Source organism: Methanoregula sp. (assembly GCA_026625165.1).
Classification (GTDB): Archaea; Halobacteriota; Methanomicrobia; order Methanomicrobiales; family Methanospirillaceae; genus MVRE01.
The window spans coordinates 1,233,717-1,251,710 of sequence record CP112999.1 but is presented as its reverse complement, the minus strand read 5'-3'; the positions used below and the strand labels follow the sequence as shown (position 1 = coordinate 1,251,710).

Below are 17,994 nucleotides of genomic sequence, written 5' to 3'. Positions count from 1 at the left end.
TGTTTTGAATGATTAATGTGTATTGTCAATATTGCAAAATTTTAAATATTAATAAATCTTTCTTTTATCATATGGACGACATCCAGTTGAAAAGAGATCTGAAGGCAATTGGGAATACAATTGCTCACGAAGCTGAGAACCTTAAAAAAATCGCGGCACAGACATCCGGAGAAGCCTCAGGTGACCTCAGGAAGGCAAGGGAGGCAATAATACGGCAGACAGAATTGCTAAAAAAGATATCCGTCCATACATCCTGGCAATTTTCCGAAGAACTCAGAAAAGCCGGGGATGCAATAATCCGTGAAGCAGAGTTGTTGAAAACAATCTCCACTCATACATCGGGACAATTTTCCCAGGAACTCAAAAAAATTATTGACGCTATTATCCGGGAAGCCGAAGCGCTCAAAAAGATCGCAGATCGGACAGGAGGCAAGGTTTCCGGGGAACTCAAAAAAGCCGGGGATACCCTCATCCAGGAGGCTGATATGGTAAAAAAAGATCTCTTCAAGAAGAGGGGCATGTGACATGAAACGTCGCATCCCCGTATCTGAAATGACTGATGAACAACAGGAGCGTTAAACTATGGTATCTGAATCAATCGACATTATTTCCCGTGGACTGGAGAACACAGCGGCGGTCCTTCCTGCCATTATTGGTGCACTCGTAGTACTTCTCGTTGGCTGGATAGCAGGGCGCCTGCTGGGAAAGGCTGCGCGAATTATCCTTAACAAAGCATTTGCCACCCCATTGATCGGGGATTCGGAATTAGGAAAATCGGTTACAAAATCCGGCTTTTCGATAGGGTATCTTGCAGATATCTTTGTGCGGATTATCGTCTATCTGGTCGCTATCCTCGCCGCAGTCGACATCCTGAATATGGAATACCTGAGCCAGTTCATGGTAAGGATTATCGAGTACATCCCCCATGTCGCTGCATTCGCGATCATTCTTGTAGTCGGCATAGTCCTTTCGGATTACTTTATCGACTTCTTCCAGACTTACGCAAAGAATGCCAGCATTGAACTGCTCAGCCCGGTGCTCGTGCTGCTACGCCTGTTCATGTACTTTGTTGTCGTCATGCTGGCACTTTCGCAGCTGATGCTGGACTTAACCATCATCTACACGATCATCACGCCGATTGCGTGGGGCCTTGGTATCGGTCTTGGGGCATCGATTGCAATTGTTGTCTGGTTCGGCATGAAGAACCGGAGCGAGCAGATCGTGGACAAACTGATAGAAGCGATAAAGCCCTGACCCAATCATTCATTTTTTGAGGTAATTTCCAAAAATTAATCGGATTATTAATTGACGCACAAGGCAATATTATCTGTTTCATAATGAATTGCGGACAGACAAACGCGGATTGGCCTGGAATGAGACTGGAAAGCATGGAGGAATGAAATTGGTTCACGATATTATGATGAAAGGATTTGTTGCAACGTACTTTGCATCCCCTCAGGGACAGGAGATGATCCATAAGTACCTGACCTCCCCTGACGGACAGGTAGCGATCAGGAATTATCTTGCAACCCCTGATGGGAAGCAGGCAGCGCAGATGATCCTTCCTCTCATACTGGATGTAGTCGATTTGCCGGAAGAGGTAAAAAATTCTGTCCGGACAACAATGGGCAGGAAACCATAACATACTTTTTGAATTTTTTTAAAATTTGGCATGAGGGTCTGCCGTATCGTATCATTCTTCATTCTCTGCCGGTAAAAGAGCGTCACCTGCATCCACCACCGGTTCCTGGTTATCGAGGCTGATATCTTCCACCTCATCTTCCCGGCACCAGACTACAATGGTTGCATCAACCCCGATGATGTCCTGCCGGTACTCCTCAATCGTGGATCCCGGTGTCATCACGACAGCGCTGATCAGCTGGCCGCCTTTAAACCCGTAGAGCCGGCGGAACGCCCATGGTTCGCCAAGCACGGTTATCCGCTCATAATAGACGTCCTGTGCGAGGGTATGGGTGCAGTACGCTCCCTTTTTTACCTCGAAGAGAACCTCGCGGACATATCTCCGGATATACCAGCGGAGTTCCGATACAAGCGAGAGGGCGCTTCCCAGCGTGGCACAGGAAATATACACGCCGCAGGGGAGTTTTTTCGGGTGATAGAACCGGAGCGCCATCCGGCTGGTCTCGGACGCAAAGAGCGTGTGGTGGAGGTCGGTGCCATCCCGCTGGAGTAAAAGTATGTTCATAGGAGTCTGAACGTCGGGGCAACAACCGGCCTTAACGCCACGGTCAGGTATACATACGGTTGTCGGTCACTTTCTCGTTTTTTACCTTGCGGACGGCATCCATAAAGTCGGCACGCCCGATTGCAGGTGCGTCCCGCCGTACTGCCATCATCCCCGCCTCACGGCATACGGCCTGAAGCTCGGCACCGGTAGCACGTTCCAGCATCTCGGCAATTTCACGCAGGTCAACCCCTGCAAGCCTCATCTTTCCTGAATGGATCTTCAAAATCTCTAGACGTCCGGCTGCATCGGGGAGCGGGATCTCGATGATCCGGTCAAACCGGCCGGGCCGCAGGAGAGCCGGGTCGAGCATGTCGACGCGGTTTGTGGCCGCCATGATCCGCACGTCCCCGCGGTTGTCAAACCCGTCCATCTCGGCGAGGAGCTGCATCAGCGTCCTCTGGACTTCGGCGCCCCCGCTTGTCCCGTCATTGGTGCGCATGCTCCCCACTGCATCGATCTCATCGATAAAGACGATCGCAGGCGCCCGTTCTCGTGCCAGCATGAAGAGCTCGCGGACAAGCCCTGCGCCCTCTCCGATGAACTTGTGCACGAGCTCGCTGCCGGACATCCGGATAAAGGTCGCATGAGCTTCATGGGCCACCGCTTTTGCAATAAGAGTCTTCCCCGTCCCCGGAGAGCCGTGGAGCAGGATGCCTTTTGGTGGATCGACACCGATACGCCGGAAGATCTCAGGTTTTGTCAGGGGATACTCAACAGATTCCCGGATCTCTTTTATCTCGTTTGAAAGACCGCCGACATCCTGGTACGAGATCGCAGGGGACTCCTCGAGTTCCATCACCCGCACCCGTGCATCATAGATGTTGCCGATCAGTTTGACAATCGAGAGCGCATTATTGACGGCAACCTTCGCACCGGGTTTTAAGAGCGGGAGCAGGTCCTCCCCCGCATGGGTGAGGTACTCCTGGTTGTTGCCCTGCTGGCGTAAATAAACCTCACCGTTGTCAAGGATGTCGACAACTACCGCGACAAAGAGCGGGATCTTCTTGAGCTGGCTGTTCTCCCGCCGGAGCTGGGCGTTCTCTTTGGCCAGTTCATCCACCCGCAGCTTTTGTTCTAGAACGGTTGCCTCAAGTTCGTTGAGCTGGATGCGAATCTTGAGGTCTTCGGGACTCGCAGCGTTGCTCGCGGCGCTCTCTTCCATATAAATCATATATCTCTATCTTCAAACATAAATTAGGTGTGATTTTGCATATCGTCGCCCGGAGCATATCCCGCGGGGTCGGGACAGGGGAGCTTTTGGTAAGCCCTGCTCCGATCTCGTTTCTCTCGGGTGTCGACCCGGAGTCCGGGATTGTTGTCGAGAAAGGCCACCCTCTCTACGGGAAATGCATTGCGGGAAAAGTGCTTGCGTTTCCTTTCGGCAAGGGGTCGACTGTCGGTTCGTACGTGCTCTATGCCTTAAGCCGTAACGGCCACGCACCTGCCGCAATCATCAACGAGGAAGCCGAACCCATCATCGTCACCGGTGCAATTATTGCAAAGATCCCGATGATTGACCGGATCGGCATGCCCCTGAACAAGTTGAAGGACGGTATCCGGGTCACGGTCGATGGCGGCAGAGGTGAACTTGAATACGAGGGAATACTTCCCGGCTCCTGATCGTAATTCCTGATCCTGTGGCACAAACATCATATTATTCAGGCTCAAATCTTCCGGCATGCAGTCCAGAATCCTTGTTACTCTCGTAACCCTCGTAATTCTCTCTGCTTTGATTGCCTTTGCAGGATGCACCGGAACGCAGGCCCCTCCGATGGCCACGTCAACACCGGGATCAGGTACAACTGCAGGACAATCGGCAGCACCTCTCGTCACGTCACCGACCGATGTGATGCCGGATTACAATATGGTCAGCGTCACTGTCGGCGTGAAAGAATACACTGGTTCCATCCCGGTTACTTTTGATGGCGGGAAGGGAATGAATGCCGCAACCAAGGTCGATGTAAAACTCACCCGTGCTGACGGGTCTGTCCAGACCTATACGCTTGGCACAAGAAAAGGAGATGAAGTTGAACTTGCAGGCACCCGTGGATCAGGATCCGAGCGGGGTCAGGCTGACCGTGTGGAAGTGTGGGTCACCATGAACACCGGCCAGACCTATAAGGTTGCGGATGTCCTGCGTGAGTACCGCTCGCGTGGATGACAACAACCGGGATATAACAAAATACTCATTTTTTTATCTCTCCGGCTCCCATGAAATTCAACTGGCGGCTGGTCCATGCCGCACGCAACTCCTATGCGGCGCTGTACGCCGCCTGCGAACAGGAAGGGTTCATACTCAACCCCGTCAAATCGCCCTCCGGGGATGTCACCTGTTACTCCCTCAACTCCATCAATGAACCGGTGTTAAGGGAAGAGATCAAAGGAGCAGGGTGCATTACCGTTGCAGGCGGGTCCCATGCAACTGCACGGTACAGGGACGTAGCCCGGTATGCCGATTATGTCGTGGTGGGGGAAGGCGAATTTACTCTTCCCCGGCTCCTTGCGGCAATAGAAAATGGAAACGATTCTTTTGTCCCCGGAGTAGCGACAAAGGAATGGTATGAACCGGCGGACACTTCTGTCCTTCTTGATGCATTTCCTGCATTCTCGCAGATGAAGGGTTACGTTGAGATCTCCCGCGGGTGTCCGTTTTCCTGTGCTTACTGCCAGACACCCCGGATCTTCGGGCATTGCATGCGGCACCGGTCCATAGATGCGATCGCATCGTTTGCGAACCGGTACAGGCATTCCCGGTTCGTGAGCCCGAATGCGTTTGCGTACGGTTCTGATGGTATCCATCCACGGTGGGAGAAGATCGGACGGCTGCTTGAAAAGCTCACGCATAAGATCTGGTTCGGCACATTCCCGTCGGAAGTTCGCCCGGAATTTGTGTGCGACGAATCGCTTGAACTGGTCAACCGGTACTGTGCAAATACAAAACTGCACTTCGGCGCCCAGTCCGGGAGCGACACCGTGCTTACAAGGTTAAACCGTGGGCATACGGTTGCCGATGTTATTGCGGCCGTGGAGCTCTGCCGTGACTACGGGATCATACCGGTCGTTGATTTTATCCTCGGTTTTCCGTTTGAGACCGATGAGGACCAGCTGCAGTCCGTCCGGCTGATCCAATGGGTTGCAGGACACGGCATGGTGCACGCACACCGGTTCATGCCGCTTCCGGGCACACCTCTTGAAGGTTCGGATGCGGGGCGCCCGCTTTTGCCGGAAACTGCGCTGCTTTTGGGAAAACTTGCGTTATCGGGCAGATTGACGGGATCCTGGAGCGAGCCTAAAGATAAGGTTTTTTAGACCCCGTTTGAAATGATATACCATGAAAGATGTGCTATTGATAGCAGATCTCCATGGTGAATTCGGTAAAATAGATTCATTCCTTGAATTATCTCCTGAAGCCGTTTTTATCGCTGGCGATATCACCAATATGGGACCTGTGGACGCTGTCGATGATGTTCTTTCCCGCATCGACGTCCCCTGTTTTGCAGTCCCCGGAAACTGCGATCCCCGTGAAATTATCGACGCGCTTGAACATTCCGATACTGTCTGCATGCATGGCGCAAAGATCAACCTCGGGACGATGACAATTGTCGGTATCGGGGGTTCAAACCCGACACCGTTTGGCACGCCCTTTGAGATGACCGACAAGCAGATCGACGACCTGCTCAAAAAAGCGATGGGAAAGATGGAAAAGACGGTCCACACCGTGCTGCTCTCCCATGCCCCTCCCTATGGCAGCCTTGACAAGCCCGCCGGGAACCATGTCGGGAGCAAGAGCATCCAGCGCCACATGAAGGCGTTCGATCTCGTCTGCTGTGCTCACATCCACGAGCAGAGGGGAGTCATGGATATTGACGGGACCAAGGTGGTAAACCCCGGAGCCGCGATGATGGGGTACTGTGCGATGCTCCACTTCGGCACCGAGCCAAAAGACATCAAGGTCGAACTGCTCACCGTCTAGACTGTAACAGTTCCAGGTACGAGGCGAGGATCGCTTCGCCGGTGATCCCAAGCTCCCTTTTTATTTTGTCTATTCTTTCTGTGGCTGCTCGTGTACCGGTATCGGCAATAACCTCGATCTCGACGAACGTACCCAGGTGTTCAACCTCATCGAGCGAGATGGATGCGTTGCCGTAACGGTAGTTCTCACGCCACTTGTCCACTTCTGCAGTTCCGGTAAACCCGAGACGGGCAAGGATCTCCCCGATCACTTCACCGGATTCAACAGCGGTGTTGAGCTCTTCGCGTGCCTTGAGCCCGAGATCCTTTATCTTTGCACCCTTGTAGGTCATGACTGCCTTCCCGCCTGAGTACCGGACCCTGAGTGCCTCGTCGGTAATGGCAAAATTGCGGTGAGGGGCATTGTAATAGATGTCGTGCTCATGTACCCTCCCGCAAGGTTCTGCATTGAGCTGGTGCAACCGTTCCCGTACTGGCCCGAGCTCATCGACGCGGACTTTAAGTTCTATCTCGAGCATTTTAGTGCCACAGTTTTATCTGGTGTTGCTGCGATTTAATATAGTCAGGTGATTTATGCCGATCCAGAATGGAGATTTTATCAAGTTGAGTTATACGGGCAGTACTGAAGGCCGGATTTTTGATACGACCGATGAAGCTGCTGCAAAAACCGCCGGTATTTTCAATGCATCGGCACTCTACGGGCCGGTCACGATCTGTGTCGGCAGCAAGCATGTGATCCTCGGGCTCGACGAGGAGGTTGCCGGCAAGGAGATCGGGTATTCCGGCACGGTCACGGTTACGCCGGAGAAGGGTTTTGGCGAACGTGACCCCAAGCGCCTCCAGTCGTTCCCCAAGTCCAAGTTCAAGGAAAAACCCACCAGGGGAATGACGGTCAAGATGGACGAGCTGGGTGAAGGGACCGTTGTCGATGTAATCGGCGCACGCGTTATTGTGGACTTTAATGCACCCCTTGCAGGAATGACCCTGTCGTATAAATACACAATTGAGGAGAAAGTAGAGGATCCCCTTTCACAGTTCCAGGGGCTCATCCGGCTCTATGCAGGCCGGGACATCGACGCATCCCTTGACGATGGCAAAGTCACGGTCACCCTCCCCCCGGGCATCACGTATGACCGGCGCTGGCTCCTCTGGCGCGGAAGGATCATCCATGAAGGTTTTGAGTTAATCAGGGAGATATCGGAAATCACCCTGCTTGAGAATTACAAGAGACCGGAAAAGAAAGCAGAGTAAAATCGATTAAATTCACATCCTGTTTTTTTGCATATTTTTCCTTGACGAGATACAGTACTGTCGATACTGTTAGTCTCCACTGCTCTCCGGTTTGCTGGTACTCCCTTCCGGTCCGCTTCGCTCACAGACTCTCCATGCTCTTCTCCCGGTTGATCTGACATAATGACGCTCCCGGTTTGTCACTTTCGTTCCTGCGCCGGCGGCTTCCCCGGCCGGCTGCTCACACCATGCTGCGCATCGCGCTCGTCGCTGTTGATCGGGAACATGTCTAACGCTCGGTGACTCATTCGCGCCCGGCCTCGCGCTGATGCGTCCAGTAACCGGCATTCATGCGGGCCGCTTGCGACCACCCACAGATTGCATTGCTGGTGCATGCTCCCCCCTCCTCACACACGTCACGGGCGATGCACCTGTTGGTGATTTCATAGCCCTGTGATGGACTGTTGCGTTTTATTTCCCGGATATAACGTGACTTTTGAACACCACAATTCCAGATACCCATAAATAAAGTGGCGCTAAAGGGAAATCTGATGAGACGATAAACTGCAAAAAAACCCGGAGCGGCAGGATCATGCGACGGGTGCTTAAGGCAAAAGAGATGGGTATCGCGATCCCGGCAACATCTCAACGCTGGAGGAATAAACCATTTAATTTTTTTTTAGGGAGGCAACTTTATGAAAGATAGTCCAGTCAGCGAAGTAACTTCACTTTTAAGGATGCCTATGGAAAAGGGGAGGTGGGGGCTCGTCGCATCAGGTCTGATTATCAACCTGTGCCTTGGTTCGATTTATGCGTGGAGTGTCTTTGTCGGGCCCCTCACTGATTTTTTTACCGGTGAGCTTGGCCAGGCAGTGAGTGCAAATGATATCCTGATGCCATTCTCAGTGTTTCTTGCAGTCTTTGCAATTACGATGCCGTTTACCGGGAAGATAATCGACGCGTACGGGCCCCGGAATATGACGATCATCGGCGGTGTGCTGGCTGGCCTTGGCTGGCTTTTTGCATCCTTTTCGTCATCTGTCCTGACGCTCTCCGCAATGTTTGGAGTGATCGGGGGTATCGGTGTGGGTATTGCATATAGTGTTCTGGTTGCTGTTTCAGCACGCTGGTTCCCTGACCGGCGGGGCCTTGCGGTCGGGCTCACGGTTCTTGGTGTCGGGTTCTCCGCGTTCTTTACAGCCAATATCGCAGGCTGGTTCATCGGAGCCTGTGGTGTGATGAACACGTTTCGGATCTTTGGTGTCGCAATTATTGTTCTCACTACACTGCTTGCGCTCCCATTGAAATTTCCGCCCTCCGGCTGGGTTCCGGGAGGGTTGACACCAACTGCACTGAAACCTGGTGAGGAAAAACCCTGCGAATTTAACCGGTCTCTGATGCTAAAATCCTCGTCATTCTATGGGCTCTTTACCTGTTACTTCATCGGCTGTCTTGCCGGCCTCATGGCAGTCTCGATAGCAAAACCGGTAGGCACCGATATGGGAATTGAGGCAGGGCTTGCCACATTCCTCGTAGGGTTCTTTGCGATCTTTAACGGCGGCGGACGGCCCGTCTTTGGTGCACTCACCGACAAATTAACACCCCGGAATGCTGCCATGGTATCTTTCATCCTGATCGCATTGGCATCGCTGCTGATGTGGCAGATCCCGATCGCACCGGCGTATATCCTTGCCTTTGCCGTACTCTGGGGATGTCTTGGTGGCTGGCTGGCCATCGCACCGACAACCACAGGCAGTTATTTTGGCACCTCTGACTACCCGAGTTGTTACGGGGTCGTCTTCCTTGCGTATGGTGCCGGTGCGATTGCCGGGCCGCAGCTGGCAGGGTTCATCAAGACATCGACGGGATCCTATATCGGGGTATTCCCGTATGTGCTCGCGCTTGCAGTGATCGGTATTGTCATTGCGTTCACCCTGATGAGACCACCAAAACCCATACCTTAATTTTTACGCTCCGGGTTACATTCATCCTATAAATATGGTCGCTGCGTGAGCTTTTCCAGTGAGTGTGCATGAGCAAGTGTCTAGCTGGTACGAATCAATGGAAAGGATGAGAAGAACGTTGTTCTCAGGTGTATCGGCTTTCGAAGAATCGGAGATAGTTGTGGAAGCGTACAAACGATTCAAATTTGGGGCCAGAATGCTAAAAACCGTTATCCGAAGACTCTACGAAAAATGTATTTCTCATAACCGTATTCACAGATATCTGGTGGACCGGGAACTTGCCAGAACGGAGGTTGCTAAGAAGAAGCAGAGAAAATGGGTGCGCTTTGAACGGGACCACATAGCATATCGGCCGGACATATCGATTGGTATGAAGACGGCTTCAGCGGATTAAAACTCTGCACGATTCTGGATGACTCATCACGTAAAATCCTCGCTACCGGTGAATCTGCCACTATCAATACGGAAAACACAATTATCGTTGTAGAACGTGCAGTCCAGGGATACGGGCAGATCTGCTTTCTTCGTGAACTTATTATGGATCATGGCAGTGAATCTGGTGCTCATCGAAGGGACGAGAATGGGTATTGGGATAGTGAATTCAGGCAATACCTTGAAACACGAGATATCTGACCGATCGTTGCATGGGTGAAACATCGTCAAACAAACCAAGACTATGTAGAAATCCCTGATCTCACATCATTACAAGAGATCCATGATGAACCGGTTTTCAATGGATATCGCAAGGGGGGCTGCCGCAGTGGCGGGGGCAATGTAACTCGAAGATGTCTATCAGGACATCTTCTTCAGTTTGCCCGTCCCTGTAAGGAATGGCAAACGCCCCCAAAAACGTTATGAAAAACGATGATTTCTACAGAGCCCAAACCAATGGAAAAGTTGAGAAATAGTTCCATACCTGCAAACGGTTCAGACATGAGTTCTTGTCACTCGATGAATTCGTTCACTGGTATGACAACCGTCCTCATGGCAGTCTCGACTTTGAAGGCATGGAGTCTTCCGGAACTGGCATTCTGGAGAAGGCTGCCCCAAGAGGCAATCCTGGGATCAGGTTTCAGGGTTTTGGTTGGTGAGATGATGAAACGTTCAAGTTATCCTGAACAAAGATCCATGAGAAATTAATTCGGGACTGTACAGGATCAGACAGGTACATTAATCCTTATTGCACCTTTTCCCGGACATCCCTGATCAGGTTCTTTAAATATTCCTCTCCCTCATCGGAAATCAACCATTCCTTTATCTCGTCCTTCGAGGTTTTATCGTGATTCTCGAAAAATATACGTAAAGCCGCTGTAATTATGTCATTTCTTGAAGCATATTCTCCATTCTCAATCGCGGCATTGATTTTTAGTAATAGATCATGGGGACATTTGTACGAAATCTGCTTTTTTGGTTTACCTCTGATGGAAGGCATTTAAATAAGAATGCAATGGAGATGTTATTTCTGTTTGCAATTCTAGAGAGATTCCAGAGAATCATTTTTATTGTCACACCTCTTAAGAAGGATTGGTGGAACATGACAATTAAAGAAAACCAAAAAATCATTGTCTTGGCAGTCCTTATCGCTTTCAGTTGTTTTCTGACCGTCTATTTCCATCTGGTTCTTGAAATTTCTCATGTATTTACCCATTTCTTTTATATTCCGGTTATTTTAGCGGCATTCTGGTGGAAGAGAAAGGGTATAGTGGTGGCAGTCTTTTTAGCCGGGTTTCTCATCACAGGACACATGCTCTTCGGCGGGGACGTGGGTATTGATGAGGATTATTTACGGGGATTTTCATTTATATTCGTGTCCTCTGTTGTTGCCCTTTTAAGTGAGCGGGTTGCCAGAGAAGAGAGAAAAGTTGAAGATAGTCATGCAGAACTGGACCAGATATTCCAGACTGCCGCTGATGGCATGCGGGTGGTTGATAAGGATTTCAGCGTGCTCCGGATGAACGAGACGTTCCTGAAAATGGCAGGCATAAGCAGGGACAAGGCAGCAGGCAGGAAGTGTTATGAAGTGTTTCCAGGCCACCGGTGTCATACTCCCGGTTGTCCTCTGACCAGAATCCTCTGCGGTGAGGAGTGTGTTGAGAATGAGGTGGAAAAAGTACGTGCAGACGGTAAAAAAATTCCCTGCATCGTAACTGCAACTCCCTTCAGGGGATCTGGCGGTGATGTTATTGGCATTGTTGAGGATTACAAGGACATCACCGAGCGCAAACAGGCAGAGGAGCAGATGCGGCAGTTCGCTGAGGGACTGGAGCAGAAAGTAGCTGACCGCACTGCGCAGCTCAATGTCTCCCTCAAAGAGAGAGGGACGCTGCTTAAAGAGATCCACCACCGGGTGAAGAACAACCTCCAGGTTATTTTAAGTCTCATCAGCCTCCAGTCCCGGAATATCAAAGATCGGAAATTACTGGATATACTGGGAGAGTTCCAGAACCGCATTATGGCGATGGCACATGTCCACGAGAGGATGTGCCGTGCCGAAGACATCTCCAGGATCGACCTGTCTGAAATTGTCACATTTTTAGGAACGAGCCTTTTCAAGTTCTATAAGGTAAACCCTGAAGTCATCCGATTGAATGTTGAATTGAAAGATATACAGATTTCAATAAACACAGCAATTCCTATCAGCCTTATCATCAACGAACTCCTCTCAAACTCAATCAAGTACGCGTTTCCCAAAGGGACTCCGGGGGAGATCACCATTGCAGGACGCCGGGAAGCTGACACCATTGTGCTCTCCATCAGGGACACGGGGATCGGGATACCAAAAGACCTTGACTGGATGAGAAATAAACAATCGCTTGGGCACCGGTTGGTGGTGAGCCTGGTGGAACAGTTGAGCGGTACGATCGAGCTTGACCGGACGGCAGGGACGGCGTTTACGATCGTTGTGCAGAAAAAGGAATGAATAAACGATAAAAATGCATTTTTCAAGAACCTTTTTTTCGTTTCTTTACGAGGTCAACAATAAATGTTCCTGCGCCAGCTCTGGTGTCTGCGCATTAACCGGAAGTGAAGATGCGAGGGATTGGATTCTGGACAGCAAGCGCTATACTCAAACCCCAAATTTTAGTTAAAATTTAAAATTGCGCATGTATTTCCATTTTTTCCTATAATACCTGATTACAAAAATTGCCTGGAGTTGTAACCAATTCAATTAATTGTGCTTATAGAGCGCGTGGAAAACCGGCTCATCCGTGTAATTCATTGGAGGTGCTACACTCAACGGGGCTTATGCCATCGAAGGATTCTGACGAATCCTTCTCATCCTCAAGGTTTGTTGACCTCTCGGAGATCCACGATTTTCTGATGAAAATCTTCTCCACTGCATTCGGCAGTCCTCGCCGCGTTGGCTCCCCCGTCGGTTGATGCGGGCAGGTAAGTGATCTCGGTGTTGCGGCCAGCCTGGCCCGCGACAGGCCACGTTCCGCGTCCCGTAACCTGGTCCGGCCTTGGGCGATATGCAGTACGGCCGGGACTGTTCGTCTCCGCTGCACTCCGGTTCAATGGCACTCCCCTATACCAGTGGCAAAGCAAGGATGAACGATACTCCGCATCCCCGGTATTTCCCGTCCGCCCCGCACCACTCAAGCCCTACGAAATTGCCTTGCAGTTACCGGAAGCCGGATTGGCCCGGGCCACGCAACCATAGCTACAATAATCCTTCCCGTCACATTGTTCACAAGTATAGAGCAGAACAATGAAACAACCTGACCTTGCAACTGAAATCGATATGATAGGACGGATGATGATTGCCCTTGAGGAGATTGAGGCATGCATGGAATTTGTCGCCCTCATTCCGGAGGTCAGGACAAACATGGTATTTGCACAACCGCATGCAAAAAATCCCGATGAAGTCATGGCCATAGATGGCCGGATTACCATTATCAACGGTATGCCACGGGCTGCCGGGAGAGTCCGGTTCGGAGCATCGAGCCATATGGCACGGCTCATCATCGAACTTAAAAAGACCGATCCGTCTGTCCGGGCCGGGATCGATTTCGCAAATCTCCCCGGGTTTTCTGACTGGCTTTCAGGCTATTGCACAAAGCAAGGCTGGGTGTCTGCCATGATTGACCGTAGGTCCGAGCCCGCCGAACTCAGGATTGCAGAGGGGTCATCGATGCAGTGGAAAGCAATAGAAGCGGTCCGGGCTACTGGGGGCAGAGTGCCGAAAATTATCTGCGATGCCGGGGGACCGGGAAAAGAGCCGGTCTGTACCCTTGTGGGGAGTGAACCCATCGGGGTTGCGCGGGATATGTGCGGAATTGCACGGGCCTATGCGCAATCGCTGGAATAAGTCGTTTTATCATCCTCGTTTCATAACATTGTTAATAGTATTTTGAATAATAATCAGGAAGCAATTACCATGGAACTCGATGAAATTACCATCAGCAGGGCGATCCTTTCAGTACAGATGAATACCCTGATCGACCATATGGAACTCGACGTGGCGATTGTGGGAGCAGGGCCTGCCGGACTTACATGTGCAGCACTGATCGCAAAAGAAGGCATCAAGGTCGGGATCATTGAGAAGAAGCTCTCTGTTGGCGGAGGGATGTGGGGCGGCGGGATGATGTTCCCAAGAATTGTCGTGCAGGAAGAGGCACGCCGCCTGCTTGACCGTTTCTCTGTCAAATCCACTTTATACAAAGAGGGTTATTATGTCGCAAAGTCTGTTGAAGCCGTCTCTAAACTTACCGCTGCCGCGTGTGATGCAGGAGCCGAATTTTTCAATCTCACATCAGTAGAGGATGTCATGATCAAGGCAGACGGGCGGATCAGCGGGCTTGTTATTAACTGGACTGCCGTCGAAATGGGAAAACTCCATGTCGATCCCCTGATCATGAGCTGCCGGTATACTGTCGATGCAACGGGTCATGATGCGGTCGTAGCCCGGCTCGTTGAGAAGAAGGGCGGGAATCTCCATGTTAAAGGCGAGGGTTTCATGTGGGCTGACCGGGCCGAATCCCGTATCCTCCAGCACACCAGAGAGGTGTTCCCCGGCCTCATTGTTGCCGGCATGGCAGCAAATGCCGTCGCGGGAGAGAGCCGGATGGGGCCGGTGTTTGGCGGGATGCTCCTCTCCGGGGAGCAAGCGGCAAACCTTGTTATTAATAGCCTGAAGAAGTGATGAGGAACACCATTTTTTCAGGATTGCGACCACGATTCCCCTGATTTTTTCTTCTTTTAACGATACCGTAATGACGTCCGGTCATGTTCGCTCGTCCTCGCGGGCGCAACGATCGATAAATCCGCGCCCGCTCATTCTCGCTTCACATCACGTTGCTGCTCTTTTCCCCGGTTGATCTGACACGATGACACCCCCGTTTTGTCACTTTCGTTCCTGCGCCGGCGGCTGCCCTGGCCCTCTGCTCGCACCATGCTTTGCATCGTGCTCGCCGCTGTTGATGCGACAGATATAGTACGTTCAGTGACTCACTCGCATCCGCTTACTCGGGCCGCTGCGGCCGGGCCAGTTCAGCTGAGGCTTCGCTATCCATAGTCAGAGCATCCTTTCATAAGTCGGGATATACGGGCACACAGCAGCATTACCGCCCTATTTCCCCATCTTATATCTCAGCAGCGCCGCAATCCCGCCGAGGGCGTCCAGCCGTTCGCCGGGTTCGAAGCTGGCCGAGAGCACAAAAATCTTTGCCCGCATGGCTTCGGCTTTATCGACAAGCTTTATAACCTCGCTGTCCCGCAGCAGCGTGTCGGTGATCACGAGCTGTTCTGCTGCGCCATACCCGATCGCATCGGCGACTTCCTGCATCCCGTATGCAACCGCGCCGTTCTGGGAAATCCGGAGGAGGATTTCTTCAACTATCTTCACCTCACGTGCGAGCTGGAGGTCACCGATCAGCTTCTCAAGGGCGCCAAGGCCGATGACTTCCTGGACTGCCCCGCGCCCGATCCGCCGGGTCTCAACCACGATGGCCCGGCCTGCAGCTGGACTCTCCCTGTTTTTGGCAAATTTTACAAAATCGTCTTTTACAAAACCCGGCCCGGCGATGATGACCGGCCCGGTGACCTCTGCAATGGCACCAAGCACCTGCTCAAAGAACGCCTGCCGGTTGCTGGTCTCCGCGCCTTTGCCGCTGCCCATGGTAACAGTAATGACACTCTCGGGGCCGAACTGCCGCAGCCGGAAGAGTTCTGCCTCGCCCTCTTCAATCGTCAGGATGTGGATCACTCCGTAGACCGAGGCCTTGACCGCACGGTCGATCCGGTCGAAGTCGACCTGCTTCCATGCCCGGATTACAGATATCTCGTACCCGGTATCGACATTGAATGTGTGGTGTGCCCCCGCATCCACCCCGTGTTCGATCAGCCCGCTGACACGGAGCCTGACTGCGTGCACCGAGAACTCCACCTGCCCGACCCGGATACCGAGCCTGACCGGGCGCTTCTCGGCTTTTTCCGGACGGATCTTGTCGGTGGCTGCGGTGACGCTGCGCAGTGTTGTGGCAAAGACAAGGTCGCCGGGAGCAATCAGGTGTTGCAGGTGCCAGAGGTCATCGATGCTCTCCGGCAGGAACCGGATCTCCCCGTAATTGCCTTTAAGGTCACAAAATTCCGCTTTCATGATTCACCCGCGATATCCGACCCGCCGGGCGGGACGAATGCCGCCACCGTTTCCGTGTTGAGTATCCCCATGAGGCCCCTTGACACCTCGTCCGGGATTGCATTTTTAAGTGCCCGCAGGACTTTCTTTGCCACGTCGTTTGGTTCATACTGCCCGGGCTTAAGTTCCACCGATGATTTTGCATGCTTCCGGATAACGTCCGGGGGTCCGCCGATCACCGCCGCCTGAGGTTCGAGCTGCAGCCCGATAGCCACTCCGAGTGTTACGTTGCGGTACCAGGTGCGTTCCCCCCGCACTACAAACGAACCCCGGGAGACAAACTCCCCGTGCTCCGGTGTCTTGCTCACCTGCGAAGGGAGGGCACTATACACGTCAGCGGAGAAATGCCCGCTCTTCCATGCGCCGGAGTAGGATGCGGCAAACTGTACCGCCTCGTCCATTCTTTCTGTCTTTCCTTTAACGATCACGACGCTCGCGCCATGGACGTCTGCATGGACGAACGTGTCGCCGCCCGCCATGTATTTTTTTACCAGCTCCTCGTTCTGCCCTGCATCCCTGCCGCCGATAACGACCACGTTGTCGCTGGTCACAAACCAGCGGAACCGGTGGTACCATTGTTTCTTGAGGGCAACGATATCCCTCTTTACTGCCTTCTTTTGTATCACCGGCTTTGCCATTGCGGCGAGTGCACCCTCTTTTTTCCGCCGGAATTTCTTGATCTCATCGTAACACCTGCCGGCATTCTGCTCCACCGTTTCGTTAACAAAGATCATCACCTGTTCACCAAGGTCGATCCCGACTGCTCCTTTCTCCGGGTGGACTGAAACGATCTTCCCAGCCATGCCTGTCGGATTTTTCTTAATTAAGGCTGCAATCTCCTGCCATGATCTTTTTTTGCTCTCCTTTGAAAGCGTGGCGATCACATCGGCAACGACCGGATAATTTTCATAGATGGCGGCAACCGCCCGCTCTGCCTGTGCAATCTTTGCATCGAACTTTTTTACTGCCGACTGCTGGTGGCGCAGGATCATCTCATCTTTGGGAATTTTTTTCTTTGTTTTTTTAATAATCTCTGATTTTGTTGCCGGGTAGAACCGGTCAAGGGCAGCGTTGAAATCCATATACTGGCGTTCCCCCGTCGTTCCGGTCAGGTCGACCGGTTCACACCCCTTTGCGGTGATGACTGGTTTTCTGTCGTGCTCCACCCGGTCAAAGAGGGCTTGTATCGCGGCGTAGATCCTTTTGGGATCGGCATCCTTCGCCGGCATCGCCTTGTCCATGCCAGCCTGCCGGCAGATATATTCGGCATAAGCCCCCCCGAGCATGCAGCCCATTGCAAGCGCCCGCACAAGGTCGCGGTCATCGTTCCTGAGGAACGTGGCAAGGGATTCCTCTGACGCAGTCGGATCGGCCGCGCTCAGGGCATACGGGACTCCGGATATCACGTCGCGGTCTTTGAACCGGTGGTGTACGAGCGGTTTTACAATCCTGTATGCCTCATCGGCCAGCACTACGTTCCCGTCATCATAGAGCTCGGTGATAAGACGGTACACGGCATTTCCTTTCCCGATATCGATGATTATGACCCGTTCCAGCCCGTGCTGCCGGATCGCAAGCACCTTACCGCCGCTGATATGCTTGCGCAGCAGCATCGCGAACTGCGGCGGGTTCTTCGGCGGATCCGGGAGCTCACTGGCAAGGTGCGCCCGGCGTCCCGCTTCGATGATGAACAGGTATTTTGCATGTTTCTCCCCGTTGAGCCGGATCCCGAGTGTCCGCTGGTCGAACTGGTAGACCTTGTCGATCCAGAGCGGGAGCTTCCCGCCAAGTTCCATGACGACTGCCTTTACGTCAATCCCGCTCATGCCGGCCTGTGTTGCCATATTTCGTAACCGTTCTTTTATGATCGGTTAATTATTGATGTGCAGGTTTTGTATAGTTACCCCAAACGTGTCATTGTGATGAGTATATAGGAGATC

The 17,994-nt window shown here is 52.2% G+C and carries 19 protein-coding genes and 1 pseudogene; 14 read left to right on the top strand and 6 right to left on the bottom strand.

Features of this window, described 5'->3' with window-relative positions; translation table 11 throughout:
- The first annotated feature begins 71 nt into the window (after window positions 1-71).
- The 3 genes from OS112_06605 to OS112_06595 all read left to right on the top strand — a co-directional run bounded on the left by OS112_06605 (window position 72) and on the right by OS112_06595 (window position 1,642).
- Entirely contained in the window at window positions 72-524 is a 453-nt protein-coding gene (locus OS112_06605) for a hypothetical protein (GenBank protein ID WAC04137.1), read from the top strand.
- Between the two features lie 58 nt (window positions 525-582).
- Window positions 583-1,254, top strand: coding sequence for a hypothetical protein (locus OS112_06600; protein ID WAC04136.1), 672 nt, complete (start codon window positions 583-585; stop codon window positions 1,252-1,254).
- Between the two features lie 142 nt (window positions 1,255-1,396).
- Complete coding sequence (locus tag OS112_06595; protein WAC04135.1) at window positions 1,397-1,642, top strand: hypothetical protein; 246 nt, start codon at window positions 1,397-1,399, stop codon at window positions 1,640-1,642.
- 51 nt (window positions 1,643-1,693) lie between these two features.
- Here the strand turns inward: OS112_06595 and OS112_06590 are convergent, their stop codons facing one another.
- A complete protein-coding gene (locus OS112_06590; protein WAC04134.1) occupies window positions 1,694-2,206 on the bottom strand; it encodes a DUF5804 family protein in 513 nt (170 codons plus the stop codon).
- A gap of 43 nt (window positions 2,207-2,249) precedes the next feature.
- A complete protein-coding gene (locus OS112_06585; protein WAC04133.1) occupies window positions 2,250-3,410 on the bottom strand; it encodes a proteasome-activating nucleotidase in 1,161 nt (386 codons plus the stop codon).
- A gap of 44 nt (window positions 3,411-3,454) precedes the next feature.
- Between OS112_06585 and OS112_06580 the strand changes: the two genes are divergently transcribed.
- Genes OS112_06580 through OS112_06565 form a run of 4 tightly spaced genes read left to right on the top strand, consistent with a single transcriptional unit; the run spans window position 3,455 to window position 6,221 of the window.
- Window positions 3,455-3,868, top strand: coding sequence for a DUF126 domain-containing protein (locus OS112_06580; GenBank protein ID WAC06150.1), 414 nt, complete (start codon window positions 3,455-3,457; stop codon window positions 3,866-3,868).
- A gap of 58 nt (window positions 3,869-3,926) precedes the next feature.
- A complete protein-coding gene (locus OS112_06575) occupies window positions 3,927-4,409 on the top strand; it encodes a hypothetical protein (GenBank protein WAC04132.1) in 483 nt (160 codons plus the stop codon).
- 50 nt (window positions 4,410-4,459) lie between these two features.
- On the top strand, window positions 4,460-5,557 hold the full coding sequence (locus tag OS112_06570) for a TIGR04013 family B12-binding domain/radical SAM domain-containing protein (protein WAC04131.1): 1,098 nt from the start codon (window positions 4,460-4,462) through the stop codon (window positions 5,555-5,557).
- A 22-nt stretch (window positions 5,558-5,579) separates the two neighbouring features.
- Window positions 5,580-6,221, top strand: a complete 642-nt coding sequence (locus OS112_06565; GenBank protein ID WAC04130.1) for a metallophosphoesterase — start codon at window positions 5,580-5,582, stop codon at window positions 6,219-6,221.
- On the opposite strand, the gene cyaB is transcribed toward OS112_06565, so the two are convergent.
- Window positions 6,211-6,738, bottom strand: a complete 528-nt coding sequence (gene cyaB, locus OS112_06560) for a class IV adenylate cyclase (GenBank protein ID WAC04129.1) — start codon at window positions 6,736-6,738, stop codon at window positions 6,211-6,213. The two genes, OS112_06565 and cyaB, sit on opposite strands and share 11 nt — an antisense overlap.
- A gap of 55 nt (window positions 6,739-6,793) precedes the next feature.
- Here cyaB and OS112_06555 point away from each other — a divergent pair, with 55 nt between their 5' ends.
- From OS112_06555 to OS112_06540, 4 genes and pseudogenes are all read left to right on the top strand, one after another.
- A complete protein-coding gene (locus tag OS112_06555; protein ID WAC04128.1) occupies window positions 6,794-7,471 on the top strand; it encodes a peptidylprolyl isomerase in 678 nt (225 codons plus the stop codon).
- A 674-nt stretch (window positions 7,472-8,145) separates the two neighbouring features.
- Window positions 8,146-9,414 carry an OFA family MFS transporter gene (locus OS112_06550; GenBank protein WAC04127.1) on the top strand — a complete coding sequence of 423 codons (1,269 nt, stop codon included), beginning with the start codon at window positions 8,146-8,148 and terminating at the stop codon, window positions 9,412-9,414.
- A 97-nt stretch (window positions 9,415-9,511) separates the two neighbouring features.
- Window positions 9,512-9,808, top strand: a complete 297-nt coding sequence (locus OS112_06545; GenBank protein ID WAC04126.1) for a hypothetical protein — start codon at window positions 9,512-9,514, stop codon at window positions 9,806-9,808.
- 487 nt (window positions 9,809-10,295) lie between these two features.
- A pseudogene (locus tag OS112_06540) lies at window positions 10,296-10,554 on the top strand (hypothetical protein).
- A 37-nt stretch (window positions 10,555-10,591) separates the two neighbouring features.
- Here the strand turns inward: OS112_06540 and OS112_06535 are convergent.
- Window positions 10,592-10,846 carry a hypothetical protein gene (locus OS112_06535; GenBank protein WAC04125.1) on the bottom strand — a complete coding sequence of 85 codons (255 nt, stop codon included), beginning with the start codon at window positions 10,844-10,846 and terminating at the stop codon, window positions 10,592-10,594.
- Window positions 10,847-10,948: 102 nt separating this feature from the next.
- Between OS112_06535 and OS112_06530 the strand changes: the two genes are divergently transcribed.
- The 3 genes from OS112_06530 (at window position 10,949) to OS112_06520 (ending at window position 14,560) form a co-directional block, all read left to right on the top strand.
- Window positions 10,949-12,334: a PAS domain S-box protein gene (locus OS112_06530; protein ID WAC04124.1), complete on the top strand. Its 1,386-nt coding sequence runs from the start codon at window positions 10,949-10,951 to the stop codon at window positions 12,332-12,334.
- Between the two features lie 792 nt (window positions 12,335-13,126).
- Window positions 13,127-13,726: a phosphomethylpyrimidine kinase gene (locus OS112_06525; protein ID WAC04123.1), complete on the top strand. Its 600-nt coding sequence runs from the start codon at window positions 13,127-13,129 to the stop codon at window positions 13,724-13,726.
- A 69-nt stretch (window positions 13,727-13,795) separates the two neighbouring features.
- Window positions 13,796-14,560: a sulfide-dependent adenosine diphosphate thiazole synthase gene (locus tag OS112_06520; protein WAC04122.1), complete on the top strand. Its 765-nt coding sequence runs from the start codon at window positions 13,796-13,798 to the stop codon at window positions 14,558-14,560.
- Window positions 14,561-14,986: 426 nt separating this feature from the next.
- Here the strand turns inward: OS112_06520 and OS112_06515 are convergent, their stop codons facing one another.
- Both OS112_06515 and rqcH read right to left on the bottom strand, forming a co-directional pair.
- Window positions 14,987-16,015, bottom strand: a complete 1,029-nt coding sequence (locus tag OS112_06515) for an mRNA surveillance protein pelota (protein ID WAC04121.1) — start codon at window positions 16,013-16,015, stop codon at window positions 14,987-14,989.
- Entirely contained in the window at window positions 16,012-17,898 is a 1,887-nt protein-coding gene (gene rqcH, locus OS112_06510) for a ribosome rescue protein RqcH (GenBank protein ID WAC04120.1), read from the bottom strand. The genes OS112_06515 and rqcH overlap by 4 nt, the downstream gene beginning before the upstream one ends.
- Window positions 17,899-17,994: the final 96 nt, after the last annotated feature.